At 58.0% G+C, this 16,939-nt stretch carries 17 protein-coding genes; 7 read left to right on the forward strand and 10 right to left on the reverse strand.

Features of this window, described 5'->3' with window-relative positions:
• Nucleotides 1-15: 15 nt before the first annotated feature.
• Nucleotides 16-696: a redoxin family protein gene (locus tag DHN55_RS05815; RefSeq protein ID WP_108880394.1), complete on the forward strand. Its 681-nt coding sequence runs from the start codon at nt 16-18 to the stop codon at nt 694-696.
• Nucleotides 697-751: 55 nt separating this feature from the next.
• On the opposite strand, the gene DHN55_RS05820 is transcribed toward DHN55_RS05815, so the two are convergent.
• The 8 genes from DHN55_RS05820 to DHN55_RS05855 all read right to left on the reverse strand — a co-directional run bounded on the left by DHN55_RS05820 (nt 752) and on the right by DHN55_RS05855 (nt 9,122).
• On the reverse strand, nt 752-1,390 hold the full coding sequence (locus tag DHN55_RS05820; protein ID WP_108880395.1) for a hypothetical protein: 639 nt from the start codon (nt 1,388-1,390) through the stop codon (nt 752-754).
• 65 nt (nt 1,391-1,455) lie between these two features.
• Nucleotides 1,456-2,331: a 3-hydroxybutyryl-CoA dehydrogenase gene (locus DHN55_RS05825; RefSeq protein ID WP_108880396.1), complete on the reverse strand. Its 876-nt coding sequence runs from the start codon at nt 2,329-2,331 to the stop codon at nt 1,456-1,458.
• Between the two features lie 264 nt (nt 2,332-2,595).
• On the reverse strand, nt 2,596-3,537 hold the full coding sequence (locus DHN55_RS05830) for an FAD-binding protein (RefSeq protein ID WP_108880397.1): 942 nt from the start codon (nt 3,535-3,537) through the stop codon (nt 2,596-2,598).
• A gap of 2 nt (nt 3,538-3,539) precedes the next feature.
• Nucleotides 3,540-4,289: an electron transfer flavoprotein subunit beta/FixA family protein gene (locus tag DHN55_RS05835; protein ID WP_108880398.1), complete on the reverse strand. Its 750-nt coding sequence runs from the start codon at nt 4,287-4,289 to the stop codon at nt 3,540-3,542.
• 207 nt (nt 4,290-4,496) lie between these two features.
• A complete protein-coding gene (locus tag DHN55_RS05840; protein WP_108880399.1) occupies nt 4,497-5,186 on the reverse strand; it encodes a rhomboid family intramembrane serine protease in 690 nt (229 codons plus the stop codon).
• A gap of 14 nt (nt 5,187-5,200) precedes the next feature.
• A complete protein-coding gene (locus tag DHN55_RS05845; RefSeq protein WP_108880400.1) occupies nt 5,201-5,788 on the reverse strand; it encodes a cob(I)yrinic acid a,c-diamide adenosyltransferase in 588 nt (195 codons plus the stop codon).
• A gap of 68 nt (nt 5,789-5,856) precedes the next feature.
• Entirely contained in the window at nt 5,857-8,388 is a 2,532-nt protein-coding gene (locus tag DHN55_RS05850; protein WP_108880401.1) for an FtsX-like permease family protein, read from the reverse strand.
• Nucleotides 8,385-9,122, reverse strand: a complete 738-nt coding sequence (locus DHN55_RS05855) for an ATP-binding cassette domain-containing protein (RefSeq protein WP_108880402.1) — start codon at nt 9,120-9,122, stop codon at nt 8,385-8,387. Before DHN55_RS05855 ends, DHN55_RS05850 begins: the two co-directional genes overlap by 4 nt.
• A 220-nt stretch (nt 9,123-9,342) precedes the next feature.
• On the opposite strand from DHN55_RS05855, the gene DHN55_RS05860 reads away from it, so the two are divergent.
• Both DHN55_RS05860 and thpR read left to right on the forward strand, forming a co-directional pair.
• The gene (locus tag DHN55_RS05860; protein ID WP_443111086.1) at nt 9,343-9,987 is read left to right on the forward strand and encodes an arylesterase; all 645 of its coding nucleotides are present in this window, start codon (nt 9,343-9,345) and stop codon (nt 9,985-9,987) included.
• A gap of 76 nt (nt 9,988-10,063) precedes the next feature.
• Entirely contained in the window at nt 10,064-10,642 is a 579-nt protein-coding gene (gene thpR / locus DHN55_RS05865) for an RNA 2',3'-cyclic phosphodiesterase (RefSeq protein ID WP_108880403.1), read from the forward strand.
• On the opposite strand, the gene DHN55_RS05870 is transcribed toward thpR, so the two are convergent.
• Nucleotides 10,639-11,118 carry an arsenate reductase/protein-tyrosine-phosphatase family protein gene (locus DHN55_RS05870; RefSeq protein WP_108881736.1) on the reverse strand — a complete coding sequence of 160 codons (480 nt, stop codon included), beginning with the start codon at nt 11,116-11,118 and terminating at the stop codon, nt 10,639-10,641. The genes thpR and DHN55_RS05870 overlap by 4 nt on opposite strands.
• Before the next feature lie 47 nt (nt 11,119-11,165).
• On the opposite strand from DHN55_RS05870, the gene DHN55_RS05875 reads away from it, so the two are divergent.
• A complete protein-coding gene (locus tag DHN55_RS05875; protein WP_108880404.1) occupies nt 11,166-11,462 on the forward strand; it encodes a 4a-hydroxytetrahydrobiopterin dehydratase in 297 nt (98 codons plus the stop codon).
• 100 nt (nt 11,463-11,562) lie between these two features.
• Entirely contained in the window at nt 11,563-12,288 is a 726-nt protein-coding gene (locus DHN55_RS05880) for a Bax inhibitor-1 family protein (protein ID WP_108880405.1), read from the forward strand.
• A gap of 103 nt (nt 12,289-12,391) precedes the next feature.
• Here DHN55_RS05880 and DHN55_RS05885 read toward each other — a convergent pair whose 3' ends face one another.
• The gene (locus DHN55_RS05885; protein WP_108880406.1) at nt 12,392-12,793 is read right to left on the reverse strand and encodes a DUF2794 domain-containing protein; all 402 of its coding nucleotides are present in this window, start codon (nt 12,791-12,793) and stop codon (nt 12,392-12,394) included.
• A 528-nt stretch (nt 12,794-13,321) separates the two neighbouring features.
• On the opposite strand from DHN55_RS05885, the gene htpG reads away from it, so the two are divergent.
• Both htpG and DHN55_RS05895 read left to right on the forward strand, forming a co-directional pair.
• Complete coding sequence (htpG, locus tag DHN55_RS05890) at nt 13,322-15,205, forward strand: molecular chaperone HtpG (protein WP_108881737.1); 1,884 nt, start codon at nt 13,322-13,324, stop codon at nt 15,203-15,205.
• Nucleotides 15,206-15,309: 104 nt separating this feature from the next.
• On the forward strand, nt 15,310-16,890 hold the full coding sequence (locus tag DHN55_RS05895; RefSeq protein WP_108880407.1) for an alkaline phosphatase D family protein: 1,581 nt from the start codon (nt 15,310-15,312) through the stop codon (nt 16,888-16,890).
• The last annotated feature ends 49 nt before the right edge of the window (nt 16,891-16,939 follow it).

Genomic DNA, 16,939 nt, shown 5'->3' on the forward strand with positions numbered 1-16,939 from the left:
AGAGCCCGGAAAACCATGACCAGTAACAACCCCAAGCCGCAATCTTCATCATCACGCAGCAAGATGCTCGGCGTTGTCGCGGCCGGTCTTGCTGTTGCCGTAGCCGGGGTTTACGCGATGTTGGGCAGCAATGGCAATGAAGAGGTTAGCCAAAAAGCTGTCGCGGTGACTGCGCCAGCCGCGCCGGGCAGCGCACCGTCGCAACTGGACAAGTCCCTGTCCGCCGGTGCAATGGCGGCATTTGTGTTCAAGAAAGACCGGCCCGAGGTCGTGACCGGCGAGTTCAAGGATGCCGACGGCAACACAATCGACATGAGCAACTGGAAAGGCCGGGTTGCGCTGGTCAACCTGTGGGCGACCTGGTGCGGGCCGTGCCGTGCAGAAATGCCCCACCTGGCCAAGCTCCAGGAACTTTACGGCAGCGATCAGTTTGAAGTCGTGGCGCTCAGCGTTGATCTGAAAGGTGCAGAAGCGTCATCTGCATTCCTGAAGGAGATCAAGGCCGACAATCTTGCGCTTTATGTCGACCAGACTACCAAGGCGATGAAAAAACTGGGTGCGTACGGATTGCCCCTGACGGTCCTGGTTGATCGTGACGGCAGGGAAATCGGCCGCTTGCTCGGCCCGGCTGACTGGGCGGGAGAAGAAGCCAAGCGGTTGATAGAAGCAGCGATTGCGGAAAATCCGCAATCCTGATCATCTCCAGAGTGCCAGAAACACGTTATCGGTTCAATTGAACCCCTGTGCCGTCCTAGCGGGGTTGTTGTGCGAGCCAGCCATGCGCTGCGTCCAGGTTTTGCAGGCGGCGCCAGCCGAGCGGCGTTTCAACCGCAACCGTGCCGTCTTCCAGCGTCATGGCCAGATGCCCGTCAATATTGAATTCATCTATGGCAAGCGGCCATCCGCGCGGATCAGACGTATCCGGAATGATCGGGGCCGGCGGTGGAGCGTAGGGTGCGGGTTCAAACGCCTTTTGCGCAGATGCCTCATCCGCCCCGGCGCTCTGGTCTTCAGTGCCATCGGGTTCAGGCGCCGCCGCTTCGCCATCCGCATCCGGTATCGGTTTCATTGGCGGCAGATCGTCATCACCGGTCGGGGCGACCATCATCGCACTGCCTGCAACCGGACTGCTGTCCAACAGTTTTGCCGTGTTATTGGCGGTTATGATCATCGCCTTCGCCATCGTCGCATTGATGACGCACAGCAGGCCGAGAGTAAGCGTTGCAGCACCACCGGCCATCAACGGTCCGCCGGCAGCGACGCCGAAATCACTCTGCATCAAAAGATAAACGCCGTAACCCAGAAGACCGCCGCCACCGAGCACGGCCAGCCATCCCAACGCCCCCACAAGACCGGCGATACCGCGGCCGGTTGTCACTTCTTCAGACATATATGTACCCCCGTACCAAATCCCTCACAGCCAGTTGACCACAAAACTGCCTTTTGGGCAATTCGTCATCTGGTTGGAACGGGCGTCTCGCCACGATAGTCATAGAACCCACGATTGGTTTTGCGGCCAAGCCATCCAGCCTCAACATATTTCACCAGTAACGGACAAGGCCGGTACTTGCTGTCGGCAAGTCCGTCGAACAACACCTGCATGATGGACAGGCAGGTATCAAGCCCGATAAAATCGGCCAGTTCCAGCGGTCCCATCGGGTGATTGGCGCCGAGTTTCATGGCCTTGTCGATGGCTTCCACCGATCCGACCCCTTCATATAGCGTGTAAACGGCTTCGTTGATCATGGGCAGCAAGACCCGATTAACGATGAATGCCGGGAAATCCTCCGCAACAGCTACCGACTTGTCCATGGTGCCGACAAACTCGCGCACCTCCTGGAAAATTTCGTCGACCGTGGCAATGCCCCGAATAAGTTCTACCAGTTCCATCACCGGTACCGGGTTCATGAAGTGGATGCCCATGAACCGCTCCGGGCGGTCCGTTCCGGCAGCCAGCCGGGTGATGGAAATTGACGACGTGTTGGAGCCGATCATGGCTTCCGGTTTGAGATGTGGGCAAAGATCGTTGAAAATCTTGCGTTTTACGTCTTCGTCTTCAACCGCTGATTCAATAACCAGATCAACATCACCAAACTGGTCGAAACTGCCATAGGGCGCGATCCGTTCAAGCGCCGACTTGCGGTCGGCTTCCGTTATTTTTTCCGATTTGACCTGGCGGGCCATGTTGCCGTTGATGGTTGCAAGGCCTTCTTCGATCTTGTCTGTCGAAACGTCGTACAAACCCACATCATAGCCCGACAACGCGCAAACATGTGCGATGCCAGAGCCCATCTGGCCCGCACCGATAACCCCGATTTTTCTGATCGTCATATTTTTCTATGTCTCTTCATACCGCGAAGTTCGGGAGCCTATCGCGGGTGTTGCCGCGCGGCAAGAGAGTTTATCGCAGTGCAATATAAAACCCGCCTGACGTTTCCATCAGACGGGTTGAAGTGTGTTTTTTTGAGACTTTCCCGGCTCGGGTCTTACCCAATAGATCAGCATGGTTTTTGATTTGCTCAATCAAAAACCACAAAGCCGATCGTTTCCAAAGTGCTAGAGCAACTTTATGGGTTCAATTGAACCCATGTCGCTCTAGTAACCGGCTTTTGCCAATTCATCGTCGAAAGCCGGCACGGCTTCGAACAGGTCCGCAACCAGGCCGTAATCAGCGACCTGGAAGATCGGTGCTTCTTCGTCCTTGTTGATCGCCACGATGACCTTGGAGTCCTTCATGCCTGCAAGGTGCTGAATGGCGCCGGAGATACCGACGGCAATGTACAGGTCCGGCGCAACCACCTTGCCGGTCTGGCCAACCTGGTAGTCGTTCGGCACATAGCCGGCGTCGACCGCGGCGCGTGACGCACCAACGGCGGCATTGAGCTTGTCGGCGACTTTTTCCAGCATGGCAAAGTTTTCACCGTTCTGCATGCCGCGCCCGCCGGACACGATGATGCCGGCAGAGGTCAGTTCCGGCCGGTCCGACTTGGACAGGTTTTCACTGACGTAGGATGTAAGACCCGGATCTGCAGGTGCATCGATCTTTTCGATTGCCGCGGAACCACCGGTGCCGGCGGAGTCAAATGAGGCTGTCAGGACCGTAACGATCTTCTTGGCACCTGTTGCCTGCACGGTCTGCACGGCGTTGCCGGCATAGATCGGACGTTCGAACGTATCGGCGCTTTTCACCGCAATGATGCCGGAAACCTGCATTTCGTCGAGCAGGGCTGCAACGCGCGGGGAAACGTTTTTGCCGCTGGTTGTTGCCGGTGCGACCATGGCATCGTGACTTGCCATCAGGCCGACGATGAGCGCCGCCATTGGTTCAGCCAGTGGCCGTTCAAACATTGCGTCATCGCAATGCAGAACTTTGGCCACGCCGGCAAGTGCTGCGGCTTCCTTGGCGGCACCGTCAGCATTGTGTCCCGCCACCAGCACATTGATATCACCGCCCATCTGGGTGGCGGCGGTCAGTGCCTTGTGGGTTGCGTCCTTGAGACCGGCATTGTCGTGCTCGGCTATGAGGAGAATGGCCATGATCAGATTACTCCTGCTTCGTTCTTCAGCTTGTCAACAAGCTCGGCAACCGATGCCACTTTCTTGCCGCCCTGGCGTGCCGGTGGTTCAACGGTCGTTACAACATTCAGTTTCGGTGCGAGATCAACACCCATGTCAGCGGCGACCTTTTCATCAAGCGGCTTTTTCTTGGCCTTCATGATGTTCGGCAGCGACGCGTAACGCGGCTGGTTGAGACGCAGGTCAGTGGTGACGATCATCGGCATCTTGACCTTGATGGTCTGCAGGCCACCGTCGATTTCGCGGGTAATGTCGGCACTGTCGCCGTTCAGTTCGATCTTGGAGGCGAACGTGGCCTGCGACCAGCCCATCAGAGCGGACAGCATCTGGCCGGTCTGGTTGCAGTCGTCGTCAATGGCCTGTTTGCCGAGGATGACCAGGTCGGGCTTTTCCTCTTCGATGACGGCCTTGAGCAATTTGGCGACACCGAGCGGTTCAACATACTCGTCATGCTTGATCAGGATGCCGCGGTCAGCGCCCATTGCAAGTGCGGTGCGGATGGTTTCCTGGGCCTGCTGGGGGCCGACCGAGACCGCAATAACCTCTGTTGCAGTACCGGCTTCCCTGAGGCGAAGGGCTTCTTCCACGGCGATTTCGTCGAAGGGGTTCATCGACATTTTGACATTGGCCAGTTCGACACCCGAACCATCGGCCTTGACGCGGATCTTGACATTATAGTCAACCACCCGCTTGACAGCGACCAGTACTTTCATCTGAGGCAATCTCTTTCATTAATGGTGACAGCCGCCCAATTGGGTAGCGCCCGTGAATTCAGCCGCCACAAGCAAAAATGTGCGAGGCGTGGACGGGACCCTATTGGCGAGTTATCGGGTCCGTCAATGCGATATTCGTCAATTTGGGGTCAATTGCGACGTCTGGTCACAATTTTTCGGCATAATTGGCATGACAGCGCCTGACGGTCACGCTGCCCGTGCGCCCAGGGTGCTCCTGAACAGGGCGGTTATCAGGAATCCGGTTGCAAACCCGCCTATATGCGCCCACCAGGCCACGATTACCTCGCCCTTGGACTCGTCCAGGTAAAGCGACAGGAACTGAAAGCCGATCCAGGCTGCCAGCGCCCAGCCGGCGGATATGCGCAGCGGGATTTTCATGAACAGCAGCACCCACACGCGCGCCTTTGGAAACAGTACCAGATAGGCTCCCAAAATCCCCGAAACGGCACCCGACGCGCCGACCAGCGGTGCGGCCGAATCAGGATTGGCGATCACATGGGCCGACGCGGCAACGATGCCGCACACGAAGTACAGCACCAGAAATCCGAAATGGCCGAATGCATCTTCAACATTGTCGGCAAATACCCACAGGAACGCCATGTTGGCCAGAAGGTGCATCCAGCCGCCATGAATGAACGTGTAGGTGATCAGCGTCAGCGGTTCGGGAATATTGGCCAGCGACATTTCGCTGAATGACAGATCGCCGATTTCGCCGGGCACCAGGCCAAGTGATGTTGCAAAGGCAAGCTGGCTCATGCCGAGATTGCCGTACTGCATCATCAGAAAGACGCCTACATTGGCCAGGATCAGCGCGCCGGTTACAAACTGGAAGCGTATGATCGTCAGAGGCGTATTGTCGTGCAGTGGCAGAAACATGTGGTTGGTTCCGGTTAGTCTTGCGTTGCTCCGGGTTGCCACAACACATCGCCATTATGACGGGCATTGACCCAGCGGCTGGCCACGAACATGAAATCAGACAGCCTGTTGAGATAGGTAGAAGCTTCCAGCGATACCTGCTCTCCGGGAATGGAGGCAAGTTCGACAATATGGCGTTCAGCGCGGCGGCACACGGTTCGGGCCTGATGCAGGTAGGCTGCCGCCGGGTGACCGCCGGGCAGGACGAATGACCGCAATGGCTCCAGCTTGTCGTTCAGCTGGTCAATTTCGGCTTCCAGGCGATCGACCTGGGTCTGCTTGATACGCAACGGTTCCCAGGCGAGTTCCTCGCCGTTATCCGGTGTGCACAGATCGGCCCCGAGGTCGAACATGTCATTCTGGATGCGTGCCAGCATGACATCAAGTTCGCTCATCTCGTCGCCGGCAGTGTGCAGCCGCACGACGCCGAGCACAGAGTTGGCCTCATCTACCGTGCCGTAACTGGCGATCCGGGCGTGGAACTTGGGCAGCCGCTGGCCGGTGGACAGCCCCGTGGTCCCGTCGTCCCCGGTCTTGGTATAAATCTTGTTCAGAACCACCATGATGCCAGCATCCTGCCTGTCGGATTGTCGTTGTGCAGTTTGGCCGGACTGTACGCATCTGGATCAGGTCAGTCTACCCGCAGAACACGGGCCGGATTGGCACGCAATGCCGACCAGGTCGTGATCAGTCCCGCAGCTACCGTGACAACCAGTGCCACCAGAGCAGTTGCAATGGCAATCAGGCCGGAAAATTGCCATTCAAGGCCCAGTATCTGGGTGATAACCGCCCAGGCGCTCAGGCCGCCCGCGATAATGGCGAAACCCGCTGTTGCCAGGCCGAGCAGCGCATATTCGATGACCAGCGCCCGCAACAATTGCGAGCGGGTGGCGCCGTAGGTCTTCAGCACAACCGCGTCATAGATGCGGCCGGACAGGCCGGTTGCCAGTGCGCCGCCGAGGACCAGAATGCCGGCCAGCACGGTAACGGCATTGGCGCCACGGATTGCGGTGATGAGCTTGCCCATGAGCGAGTTTATCGCATCCAGCGCGTCACGAACCCGGATCGACGTGATGGTCGGGTAGGGCCTGGAAACCGCATTGAGGATATCCAGTTCACGTGCTGGATCTGCCTGTGCCGTCACCACAAACATGTGCGGCGCGCCTGCGAAGGTATTTGGCGAAAACATCATGACGAAGTTGATCTGGAGGGAGCGCCAGTCAACGGCACGGAAATTTGCCACTTCCGCTGTGATTTCCCGGCCCAGCACGTTGACGCTGACGGTGTCACCGATTTCGAGCCCGACACCCTCTGCGATGTCGGCGGAAAATGACACCAGCGGTTTGCCTGAATAATCCGCCGGCCACCATTCGCCTTCGGTCAATTGGCCGCCTTCGGGTGCTGTGGCCGAATAGGTGATGCCGCGATCACCGCGCAAGGCCCAGGCCGCATCAGCGCTGACCTTGACTTCACCGGCCGGCACGCCGTTCACCTTGACGATGCGGCCGCGCAGCATGGGAGCCCGGCTGACTGTTGAAGCGCCTGACTGTACCAGCGTCTTGCCGAATTGGTCGGCTTCGCTGGAATGGACATCCAGGAAGAAGAAACTGGGGGCCCGATCAGGCAGGTTGTCCCGCAGCTCCTTGGAAATATTGCTGTCGACGAGCGCCAGGCTGACAAACAGGGTCAGGCCCAGGCCAAGTGACAGCACGACGGACGGCGTCGGGGTGCCGGGCCGGTGCAGGTTTGCTATGGCGAGGCGCATCACTGCTGATCTGGCGCGCGTGGTGCGCGCTGCAATCCACATCATCAATCGTGCCATGCCGGTCAAAATGGCGAAGCTGGCGACGATGCCGGCAGCATAGCCATAGGTGACGCGTGGATCCGGGAAAGCCGTGAGTGTGAGGATGAAGATGCACACAAGCGCGGTGGCAATAACCAGCCATGACGCAGGTCCTGGCCAGGCGATCCTGCTGGTCAGCATGTCGCGGAACAGGGCGCTGGGCGGGATGCGCCCGGCGCGCGCCAGCGGCCATACCGCGAATGCGATCACGATCAGATAACCGAACAAGGCTGCGCGCATGACCGGCCAGAACTCGATGCCGACTGATACCGGGATCGGCAGCAGGCCCGACAGCAATGCCGCTGCCAGCGGTGGCGTGGCGAGACCGGCCAGCACGCCGATGATGATCCCGCCGGTGGCGACGATGAGCACCTCCATGAAATAGGTCCAGAACACCAGACGCGCAGATGCGCCAAGGCATTTCAGTGTTGCAATGTTTTTGGTGCGCCGTTCCAGAAACGCCTTGACCGCATTTGCCACGCCGACACCGCCGACAATAAGCGATGTCAGGCCGACAAGAGACAGGAAGAAGGTGAGCCGGTCTATGAAACGGCGTACGCCGGGTGCCGCGTTCTCGCGGGAACGCACTTTCCATCCCTGGTCCTGCAGAAGGGGACCTGCCTGGTCGACAAGCTGTTTCACCATGGTATCGTTTGCCGGTTGCGGCAGCGCCACCCGGTAGCGCCAGTTGATCAGGCTGCCGGGGCGCGAGAGGCCTGTCGGGGCCAGGGCGTCGGTTGAGATCATCAGGCGCGGGCCAAGCACGAACCCGTCTGATATGCGGTCCGGTTCGCGGACGATGGCCGCGTTGATCACCAGATCCGACGTGCCCACCCGCACAATGTCGCCAACCTTCACATCGAGACGCGCAAGCAGGGCTGTTTCGACCACGGTGCCGGCCCGGCCCGACGCATCGCGCTGCAAGGCATCGCTGAGCGGCATTTCCGGTTTGAGCTGCAACTTGCCGTAAAGCGGGTAGGCGCCGTCCACCACCTTGACCTCGACGAGGGCGGATGACTGGTCGGGAACAGCCGCCATGGCACGCAGCGTGGCCACCTTGCTGACCCGTCCGGCGGCAGCGATAAAACTGCGCTGGTCGCTGCTTGGAGTGTCGTAAAGCGTGGAAAATTCTATGTCTCCGCCCATCAGGGAGCGGCCTTCATCGGCAATGCCGGTGTTGAGCGCCGACGACAGCGCGCCAACCACGGCAATGGCGCTGACGCCAAGGATCAGGCAGGCCAGGAATATCCGGAACCCCTGAAGGCCGGACCGCAGTTCACGCAAAGCGAGGCGCAGCGCCGTTGACAGAATATGCATCATGACCGCGTAGCGCTGTCTGAGTGGATCAGGCCATCCCTGATTTCGATGGTCCTTGAACATCGTGCCGCCAGGTTGGGATCATGGGTTACCAGCACCAGTGTGGTTTCACCGGTTGCCTGCAGATCGAACAACAGGTCCATGATGGTATGGCCGGTTTCCTGATCAAGGTTGCCGGTGGGTTCGTCTGCCAGGATAATGTTGGCTCCGGCTGCCAGGGCGCGGGCTATCGCCACGCGCTGCTGCTCACCGCCAGACAACTGGCCGGGATAGTGATCCAGGCGATGATCGAGGCCGACGCGCTTGAGTTGCCGGCGGGCCATATCGAAGGCATCGCCGGTGCCGCGCAGTTCCAGCGGCACAGCAACGTTTTCCAGCGCGGTCATGGCGGGGATCAGGTGGAACGACTGGAACACGATACCGATATTGTCACGGCGAAACACCGCCAACTGGTCCTCATTGAGCCCGTTCAGGGTCTGTGATGCCACCTGCACGGTACCACCGGTCGCCGCCTCGAGACCTGCAATCACCATGAGAAGCGTGGTTTTGCCTGAACCTGACGGGCCGATAATGGAAACAGCCTCACCGTCTGCGATGGCGACATCGATACCCTTTAGGATTTCGACGGGTCCAGCCCGTGACGAAAGCGTGACCTTCACGGCGTCAAGGCGCACGGCACCACCTTTGTCGGCAAGTCCTGAAATGCCAGGTTCGGTTTTGTCTACACGAGCGTCCATGAGCTTCCTAACGTTTGTGTGTCCGGTTCAGACCACGTCTTGTTGCAGGTAGGTTTCGTTTCCGAAGCGGGATGAGCAAAAGTGCGCGCGGTTTTGCGCCCGCATCCCGCTTCAGATTATTGTCGTCGATCAGGCTTATGACTTTTTGATTGAAATAATCAAAAGTCATCCTGATCTATGTGTGTACCAGACGTAATCATGCAAGGGATTCCGACGCATCATGCAATCACATTCTCGACGGCAGGCCGTAAAACTGCTGGCGGCAGCCTCCCTGATACCGCTGGTCACGCCTGCAATGGCGGAGCAGACCTTCTCTATCGTTGCCCTGGGCGACAGCCTGACCGCCGGGTATGGCCTGCCGCCGGAAGATGCGTTTACCACGCGCCTGGAACAGCGCCTGAAGGCAAACGGGCTGAATGTCGAGGTTGTCAATGCTGGTGTGTCAGGAGACACAAGCAAGGGCGGGCTGGCGCGCATTGACTGGTCGGTGCCGGATGGTTCCGGCCTGGTGATTGTCGAACTGGGCGCAAATGATGCGCTGCGCGGCATCTCGCCGGCAGAAACCGCCAAAAACCTGGATGCGATTATCGCCCGTCTCAAGCAGCGTGGCATCGGTGTGCTGCTGACCGGCATGCTGGCGCCGCCGAACATGGGCAAGGATTACGAGGCTGCGTTTAACGCGATTTACCCGAAACTGGCAGAAAAGCACGGTGTGGAGCTGTATCCGTTTTTTCTGGATGGGGTCGTGGCGGACCCGAAACTCAACCAGGCAGACGGTATTCATCCCAATGCGGCCGGTACTACCGTGATTGTCGAGCGATTGTCTCCAACTGTCGACAAGCTGGTACGCTTGCTGGCATCGTGACTTGAGATTGTCATGTGGGGAGGTTTAGCCTTGGGATGCGTACACTGATTCGGCGATAGCACAGGAGGGACTTACCATGCCTCGACTGTTCACTGGCGTAGAACTACCACCAGATGTGGGCCAGGACCTGGCAATCATGAAAGGCGGCATTGAAGGTGCGCGCTGGATTGATCCGGACAACTACCATCTCACCTTGCGGTTTATTGGGGATATTCCCGACCGGGCGGCTGATGAACTGACGGGCGAACTGCAACGGGTCGTTGCCATGCCTGCATTCAATATCGGGCTTGCCGGCATGGGGGTATTTGGAACCAAAAAGCCCCATTCCCTCTATGTGAAAGTCGAGGAAAGCCCGGATCTCAGGCGTCTGCAGGCAATACATGAGCGTGTGTGTCAGTCACTGGGCATGCCGCCGGAGCAGCGCAAATTCACCCCGCACGTGACAATTGCCCGCCTGCGCGGAGCCATACCGCGCCAGGTGCAGGCTTATGTCGGAGCGCATAACCTGTATCGTTCGCGGATTTTCGATGTCAGCCAGTTCGTGCTGTTTTCAGCCCGTTCATCGCGCGGCGGCGGGCCCTACGGGCGGGAAGAGGTTTATCCTCTCGAGCAACATGGGTTCGGTGGAACCCATAAAGTTGCTCGAACACTTTAGGAACCTGATCTCGAACGGGCCGCTATGTGAGTGACAAGGCCGCGGGCAGCCAGTTCTATCAGGTCGAGTGCGTGGTCAAAGCCGTCCTCACCGCCATAATAGGGGTCAGGCACTTCACGCACCGGCAGTTCTCCGGCGAATTCAAGGAACAGGTGCACCCTGCCTGCTGAGCCATCGGGCTGTAATTCGCGCAGGCGGGCGTAATTGTCCCGGTCCATGGCGGCAATGATGTCGAACCTGTCGAAGTCTGCAGCCTCGACTTGCCGGGCGCGCTGGCCGGATATGTCCATATCGCGCATCAGGGCGGCCTTGACGGCGCGCGGATCAGGCGGGCCACCGACATGCCAGCCGCTGGTGCCGGCGCTGTCTGTTTTTACGCCGGCCATACCGGCCTCATCGAGAGCCAGGCGCACAGCGCCTTGCGCCATGGGCGAGCGGCAAATGTTGCCGAGACAGACGAGAAGGATGCTTTTCATGGGAATTTTCGATACCCTTGTGTGATTATGTGAGAGGATCATCAGCAATGGCAGAAAAACTTCAAGGCCCGGATCGGGACAAGGCGTTGGCGGACCTGACTGGATGGACGGAAGTGGCCGGACGCGATGCCATCTCGAAAACCTTCGTATTCAGCAATTTCAACGAGGCTTTCGGCTGGATGAGCCGTGTCGCCATGCAGGCGGAAAAACTCGATCATCATCCGGAATGGAGTAATGTCTACAAAACCGTTGAAGTAACGCTTGCAACGCACGATGCAGGCGGGGTAACTGATCTTGATGTCAAATTGGCACATTTCATGGATAAATGCGTAACCATCCGGTGAATTCACCCTAAATAAAACTTAATCCTGACCGGACTTGTCAGGCATGCAGTTTATCCTCATATTCAACCTTGTATAAATCCGTTCTCCAAGGGAGTTGAAAATGGCAGACCTTAAATACCAATCCCAGGCACCTGCAGGCAGGCGGGCGCAAGAGATTGACGAGGGCCTGCGGTCCTACATGCTCGGCGTCTACAATTACATGGCGCTCGGCGTGGCGGCTACGGCCATCATAACATTGTTCGTGGCGTCTTCACCTGCACTGCTTGCGGTGGCCAGTTCACTGAAGTGGGTGTTCTTCATCGGCATTCTGGGCCTGGGTTTCCTTGCTCCGCGCCTGATTTTCTCAAACAGTGCGGCTGTTGCCCATGGTGCCTTCTGGGCCTACTGCGCCCTGTGGGGCATGGGCATCGCGCCGATGGTCGGCCACTATATGGGGGTCAGCCCCGGTATGGTCGTCCAGGCCTTCGGTATCGCCGCTGCCACGTTTGGCGCCACCAGCCTGTTTGGCTACGTCACCAAGCGTAACCTGTCCGGTCTTGGCACTTTCTTCATGATCGCCACCATCGGCATCATTATCGCCATGGTCGTGAACGCGCTGTTCATCGGATCGATCGGGTTCAGCCTGGTTGTTTCTATCATTACGGTGCTGCTGTTTGCCGGTATCACTGCTTATGAAACCCAGATGATCAAGGAAATGTACGTGGAAGGCGATGGTACCGTCGCAGCCCGCGGCAAGTCGATCTTCGGTGCCTTCATGCTGTACGGCAGCTTTATCACCATGTTCATCCATATCCTGAACATTCTCGGGATCATGAACTCGGACTGACGCCGGCAAGCTGATCAAGCAAAAACTATAAACCCCCGTCGTGCTGCTGCACGGCGGGGGTTTTGCTGTCCGGGTATTGCAAGCCTTGCAGCAAGCCGGAAGATCAGGCGCCGACCAGCTTTGGACGTTTCAGCAGGACTTTGAGAACCTGCCCGAGATCATGACCGCGGCGCAGGATCAGGCCGCCGGGTGCTGTAACCGAATACGCACCTTGTTTGCGGGCGAGTTTGGGGTTCTTTTCGATGCGGTAGAGCGGTTGTTCGGAGCTGCGGCGAAACACGGCAAACACGGCACGGTCCCTGGTGAAATCCATGGCGTAATCACGCCATTCTCCCGCTGCTACCTTGCTTCCGTAGAGATTCAGGATTGTTGCAAGTTCCATCCTGTTAAATGCGATCTGGGTGGCCTTTTTTGCATGTAGGGGTTGCTTTTCTTGCGTATCATCGTTCGCCTGCGGGCTGGCAAAAGCCGCCCCCAGCGCAACAATCTCTGGCTCTTCGCTCATCCAACCTCCGCTTAACTGTTTGTATTAAGGCTGTAATATCTTTGGCGCGAATGTAAATTCAGTCAAGACCGTTTGATGGAATTGGGTGCTGAAACCGGTCGATCTGTCATGCAAAGATAATGAAACTGCCCAATTCCAGACACAAATAGACCCAAGAATCGTCAGGAACGCGGAACAGTATTCACTTGTTGCCTCAAGGCCCGGCTCCAGATCGTTTCGGATATCTCAGCCCCCCAGCCCCCCGTGGCGAATTCGGAGCCGGGCCTGTTTTTTAAGTTAGTGAGTTTGTGAGTTGTGTTTGTTTTCAGCCTTGTAAGGCTAGTTAGTCAGTAAAGTTTAGTAAGATCCGGCGGCACCTGATGGGGCCGCTGTTTTCTTTTGCCCGCATAAGTTTTGTGCCGGGCTTGATCTGAACTCGCAATATTCCAATATTCTGCTACACCGAAGACTCATTTCTGCAACTCTGACCGGGAGACCGGTCGGGAGTGCAGTGCATTGGTGTGTTCAACCGGGAGGCAATTGTTCAACATGTCCAGCAGCACAACACAGTCGGGCGCCAAGCCTAAGGAATTCCAGGCCGAAGTTGCCAAGCTCCTGCACCTGATGGTGCATTCGGTTTATTCCGAGCGAGAGGTGTTCCTGCGTGAGCTAATCTCCAACGCTTCAGACGCCTGCGACAAGCTTCGCTATGAGGCGCTGAAGAACGAAAAGCTGATGCAGGCTGGCGGTGACCTGCGCATCACCATCAGCCTGGACAAAAAGAGCAAGACACTGATCATTGCCGATACCGGTATCGGCATGGATGCAAAGGAGCTGGCGGACAATCTCGGCACCATCGCGCGCTCCGGCACGCAAGCCTTCATGGAGCAGCTGGAGACGGCCAAGAAAAAGAAGGAAGACAAGGACGTCAACCTGATCGGCCAGTTCGGCGTCGGGTTCTATTCCTCGTTCATGGTCGCCGAACAGGTTGACGTGGTGTCGCGCAAGGCAGGCGCGAAGAAAGCCACCGTCTGGAGTTCCGACGGCACCGGCACCTATACGGTTTCCGACTACAAGGGCGATGATGCACCGGAACGTGGAACATCGATCCGGTTGAAACTGCGCAAGGATGCAAAGGAATTCCTGGAAGACCAGCGCCTGCAGTACATCGTACGCACCTACTCCGACCACGTCAGCCACCCGATCTATCTCGGCGAAGAGCAGGTCAATTCCGGCAGCGCAATCTGGGCGCGCGGCAAGTCCGACGTTACTGAGGAGCAGCATCGTGAGTTCTTTGGCCATGTCGCCGGTGTCATCGGTGATCCGGCCATGACAATTCACTACAGGGCCGAAGGCCGAAACGAATACTCGGTATTGCTGTATGTGCCCGGTGAAAAGCCCTTTGACCTGTTTGATCCCGAGCGCAAGGGAAAGCAGAAGCTGTATGTGCGCCGGGTTTTCATTACCGATGAAGCGGAGATGCTGCCGTCGTACTTGCGGTTCGTGCGCGGTGTGATTGACAGCGAAGACATGCCCCTGAACATCTCCCGCGAAATGCTCCAGGACAATCCGACGGTTCACACGATCCGCAAGGCGGTCACCAAGCGCGTGCTCAACGAACTCAAGAAATGCGCTGACAAGAAGCCGGAGGTGTTTGCAAACATCTGGTCGGCATTCGGTCCGGTGATCAAGGAAGGCCTGTATGAAGACATGGAGCGCCGTGATCAGCTTTATGACATCTGCCGGTTCCGGTCCACCACCAGCGACGGCAAGGAAACAGTGGGGCTGGCGGATTACGTCTCGCGGATGAAAGAAAACCAGTCAGGGATTTACTACCTTACCGGTGACGATGCCGCCAAAGCCGAAGTCAGCCCGCAGCTTGAAGGTTTCAGGGCACGTGGTATCGAGGTCCTGCTGCTGACCGACCCGGTAGATGCATTCTGGGTACGCACCTCGCTGGGCTATGACGGCAAATCGTTCAAGTCGGTGACCCAGGGCGGCGCTGACCTGGATGAGGTGCCGCTGGAAGACAAGAAAGACAACAAGGACCAGACCGACGACGCGGCGACCGCCAGCCTTGTCACGGCTCTTAAAACGGCACTGGGGGACACGGTACAGGACGTGGCAAAGTCAAACCGGCTGACATCGTCTCCCGTGTGTATCGTGGCCGGTGACCAGGGCTTTGACCGCACCCTGGAGAAGTACCTGGCGCAACAGGAGGGCAAGACGTCGATTTCCGCGCCGGTGCTGGAGATCAATCCGGACCATGCGCTGATTGCCAAGCTGGCCGAACGTGCCGGCAAGGGTGAGGACATGGGCGAGGCTGCGAAGTTGCTGCTCGACCAGGCGGTCATCCTGGAAGGCGAGGTGCCGGCAGATGCAGCCGGATTTGCCGAGCGCCTGTCGAAACTGATGCAGCAGGTATATGAATGAGATTGCTTCATGCAGTCATCATGGAGTTGTCACAGACCGGTTGAACAACTGAGATGATTGCGAGGCAGGTTTGAGCATCTTGTTCCACGAAAGAGGCTAAACCCATGTCCATCAAGATTGATCGTCTTTCCCTCACCCGCCGCAACGTGCTGCGTACTGGCGCGGCTGCATCAGCCAGCCTTGTCGCAGGCGGGCTGTTTGCACCTTCCATAAGCCGGGCATCATCAAGGCCGGTCATAAGCCACGGGCTGCAGTCAGGCGACGTTACCGGCTCGTCAGGTGTCGTCTGGGCACGCGCTGACAGGCCTGCGCGCATGAAGGTGGAATGGTCCACAACCGAGAGCTTTGCCAGTTCCACGGCAGTTCAGCCGCTCGACCTGATCGATGGAACAGATTTTGCCGGCAAGCTGCCGCTGACAGGTTTGCCGTCTGACCAGGACATTTTCTACAAGGTTGAGATGCTTGACCTGGCGGACTTTTCCACCAGGGGTGAGGCGATGGTCGGCAAATTCCGTACCGCGCCCGTGAACAAGCGTGACGTTTCGTTTGTCTGGTCTGGTGACACCGCCGGACAGGGCTGGGGTATCGATGTGGATCGCGGCGGTATGAAGACCTATCGCACCATGGCTGGACACACGCCTGATTTCTTCATCCATTCCGGCGATACCATCTATGCCGACGGGCCGGTTACAGCGGAAAAGGAAATGCCTGACGGCGGTATCTGGAAATCGGTCACCATCGAGGAAAAAGCCAAGGTCGCCGAGACCCTCAATGAGTTCCGCGGCCAGTACAAATATAACCTGATGGACGAGCATGTCCGGGCATTCAACGCAGAAGTCCCGATGTTTGTGCAGTGGGACGATCACGAGGTTACCAACAACTGGTATCCGGGTGAACTGCTGACATCCGATGACCGCTACAAGGTGAAGTCGGCGTCGCTGCTGGCGGCCCGGGCCACCCGGGCATTTCACGAGATGAACCCGATTGCGGTGAACCCGCACGAACCTTATCGGGTGTATCGCAAGATGTCCTACGGTCCGATGCTCGACGTCTTCATGATCGACATGCGCACCTACCGGGGCAGGAACTCGAAGAATGACCAGGCTGAACGCGGTCCTGACACCAGCTTCCTGGGCCGTGAGCAACTTGACTGGCTGAAGCGGGAAATGCAGGCTTCAAAAGCCACCTGGAAGGTTGTCGCCTCCGACATGCCGATCGGCCTTGTGGTCGGCGACGGCGATAATTTCGAGAACGGTGCCAATGGCGACGGCCCGGCTCGCGGCCGCGAGTTCGATATTGCCGAGGTGCTGTCATTCATCAGGGCAAACGACATCCAGAACACGGTCTGGCTGACAGCGGATGTCCATTATACGGCAGCCCACTACTACGACCCGGGCAAGGCCCAGTTTCAGGACTTCATGCCGTTCTGGGAATTCGTGTCCGGCCCGTTGCATGCCGGCAGCTTCGGCCCCAACAAGCTGGACAACACGTTCGGACCGGAAGTGAAGTATGTGAAGGCACCGGAAGAAGGCCAGGTCAACCTGCCGCCGTCTTTCGGGCTGCAGTTCTTTGGCCACGTCAGGATCGACGGTAAATCGGAGGTCATGACGGTGACCCTGCGTGATGCGGATGATGCGTCACTGTGGTCCGTGGACCTGGCACCAAAGCGCTCGAAGGCAATCTGAACACAAGACAGGCCCCGAAAGCCTTGTGCTTCGGGGCCTGTTGATCAGG

Origin of the sequence: Anderseniella sp. Alg231-50 (assembly GCF_900149695.1) — a bacterium.
Classification (GTDB): domain Bacteria; phylum Pseudomonadota; class Alphaproteobacteria; order Rhizobiales; family Aestuariivirgaceae; genus Anderseniella.

Excerpts from the sequence above, each read along its gene's own strand:
- DHN55_RS05825 (WP_108880396.1), bottom strand. The coding sequence starts at position 2,331 with ATGACGATCAGAAAAATCGGGGTTATCGGTGCGGGCCAGATGGGCTCT.
- DHN55_RS05860 (WP_443111086.1), top strand. The coding sequence starts at position 9,343 with ATGCAATCACATTCTCGACGGCAGGCCGTAAAACTGCTGGCGGCAGCC.
- DHN55_RS05870 (WP_108881736.1), bottom strand. The coding sequence starts at position 11,118 with ATGAAAAGCATCCTTCTCGTCTGTCTCGGCAACATTTGCCGCTCGCCC.
- DHN55_RS05835 (WP_108880398.1), bottom strand. The coding sequence starts at position 4,289 with ATGAAAGTACTGGTCGCTGTCAAGCGGGTGGTTGACTATAATGTCAAG.
- DHN55_RS05875 (WP_108880404.1), top strand. The coding sequence starts at position 11,166 with ATGGCAGAAAAACTTCAAGGCCCGGATCGGGACAAGGCGTTGGCGGAC.
- DHN55_RS05820 (WP_108880395.1), bottom strand. The coding sequence starts at position 1,390 with ATGTCTGAAGAAGTGACAACCGGCCGCGGTATCGCCGGTCTTGTGGGG.
- thpR (WP_108880403.1), top strand. The coding sequence starts at position 10,064 with ATGCCTCGACTGTTCACTGGCGTAGAACTACCACCAGATGTGGGCCAG.
- DHN55_RS05850 (WP_108880401.1), bottom strand. The coding sequence starts at position 8,388 with ATGATGCATATTCTGTCAACGGCGCTGCGCCTCGCTTTGCGTGAACTG.
- DHN55_RS05885 (WP_108880406.1), bottom strand. The coding sequence starts at position 12,793 with ATGAGCGAAGAGCCAGAGATTGTTGCGCTGGGGGCGGCTTTTGCCAGC.
- htpG (WP_108881737.1), top strand. The coding sequence starts at position 13,322 with ATGTCCAGCAGCACAACACAGTCGGGCGCCAAGCCTAAGGAATTCCAG.
- DHN55_RS05815 (WP_108880394.1), top strand. The coding sequence starts at position 16 with ATGACCAGTAACAACCCCAAGCCGCAATCTTCATCATCACGCAGCAAG.
- DHN55_RS05830 (WP_108880397.1), bottom strand. The coding sequence starts at position 3,537 with ATGGCCATTCTCCTCATAGCCGAGCACGACAATGCCGGTCTCAAGGAC.
- DHN55_RS05845 (WP_108880400.1), bottom strand. The coding sequence starts at position 5,788 with ATGGTGGTTCTGAACAAGATTTATACCAAGACCGGGGACGACGGGACC.
- DHN55_RS05840 (WP_108880399.1), bottom strand. The coding sequence starts at position 5,186 with ATGTTTCTGCCACTGCACGACAATACGCCTCTGACGATCATACGCTTC.
- DHN55_RS05895 (WP_108880407.1), top strand. The coding sequence starts at position 15,310 with ATGTCCATCAAGATTGATCGTCTTTCCCTCACCCGCCGCAACGTGCTG.
- DHN55_RS05880 (WP_108880405.1), top strand. The coding sequence starts at position 11,563 with ATGGCAGACCTTAAATACCAATCCCAGGCACCTGCAGGCAGGCGGGCG.
- DHN55_RS05855 (WP_108880402.1), bottom strand. The coding sequence starts at position 9,122 with ATGGACGCTCGTGTAGACAAAACCGAACCTGGCATTTCAGGACTTGCC.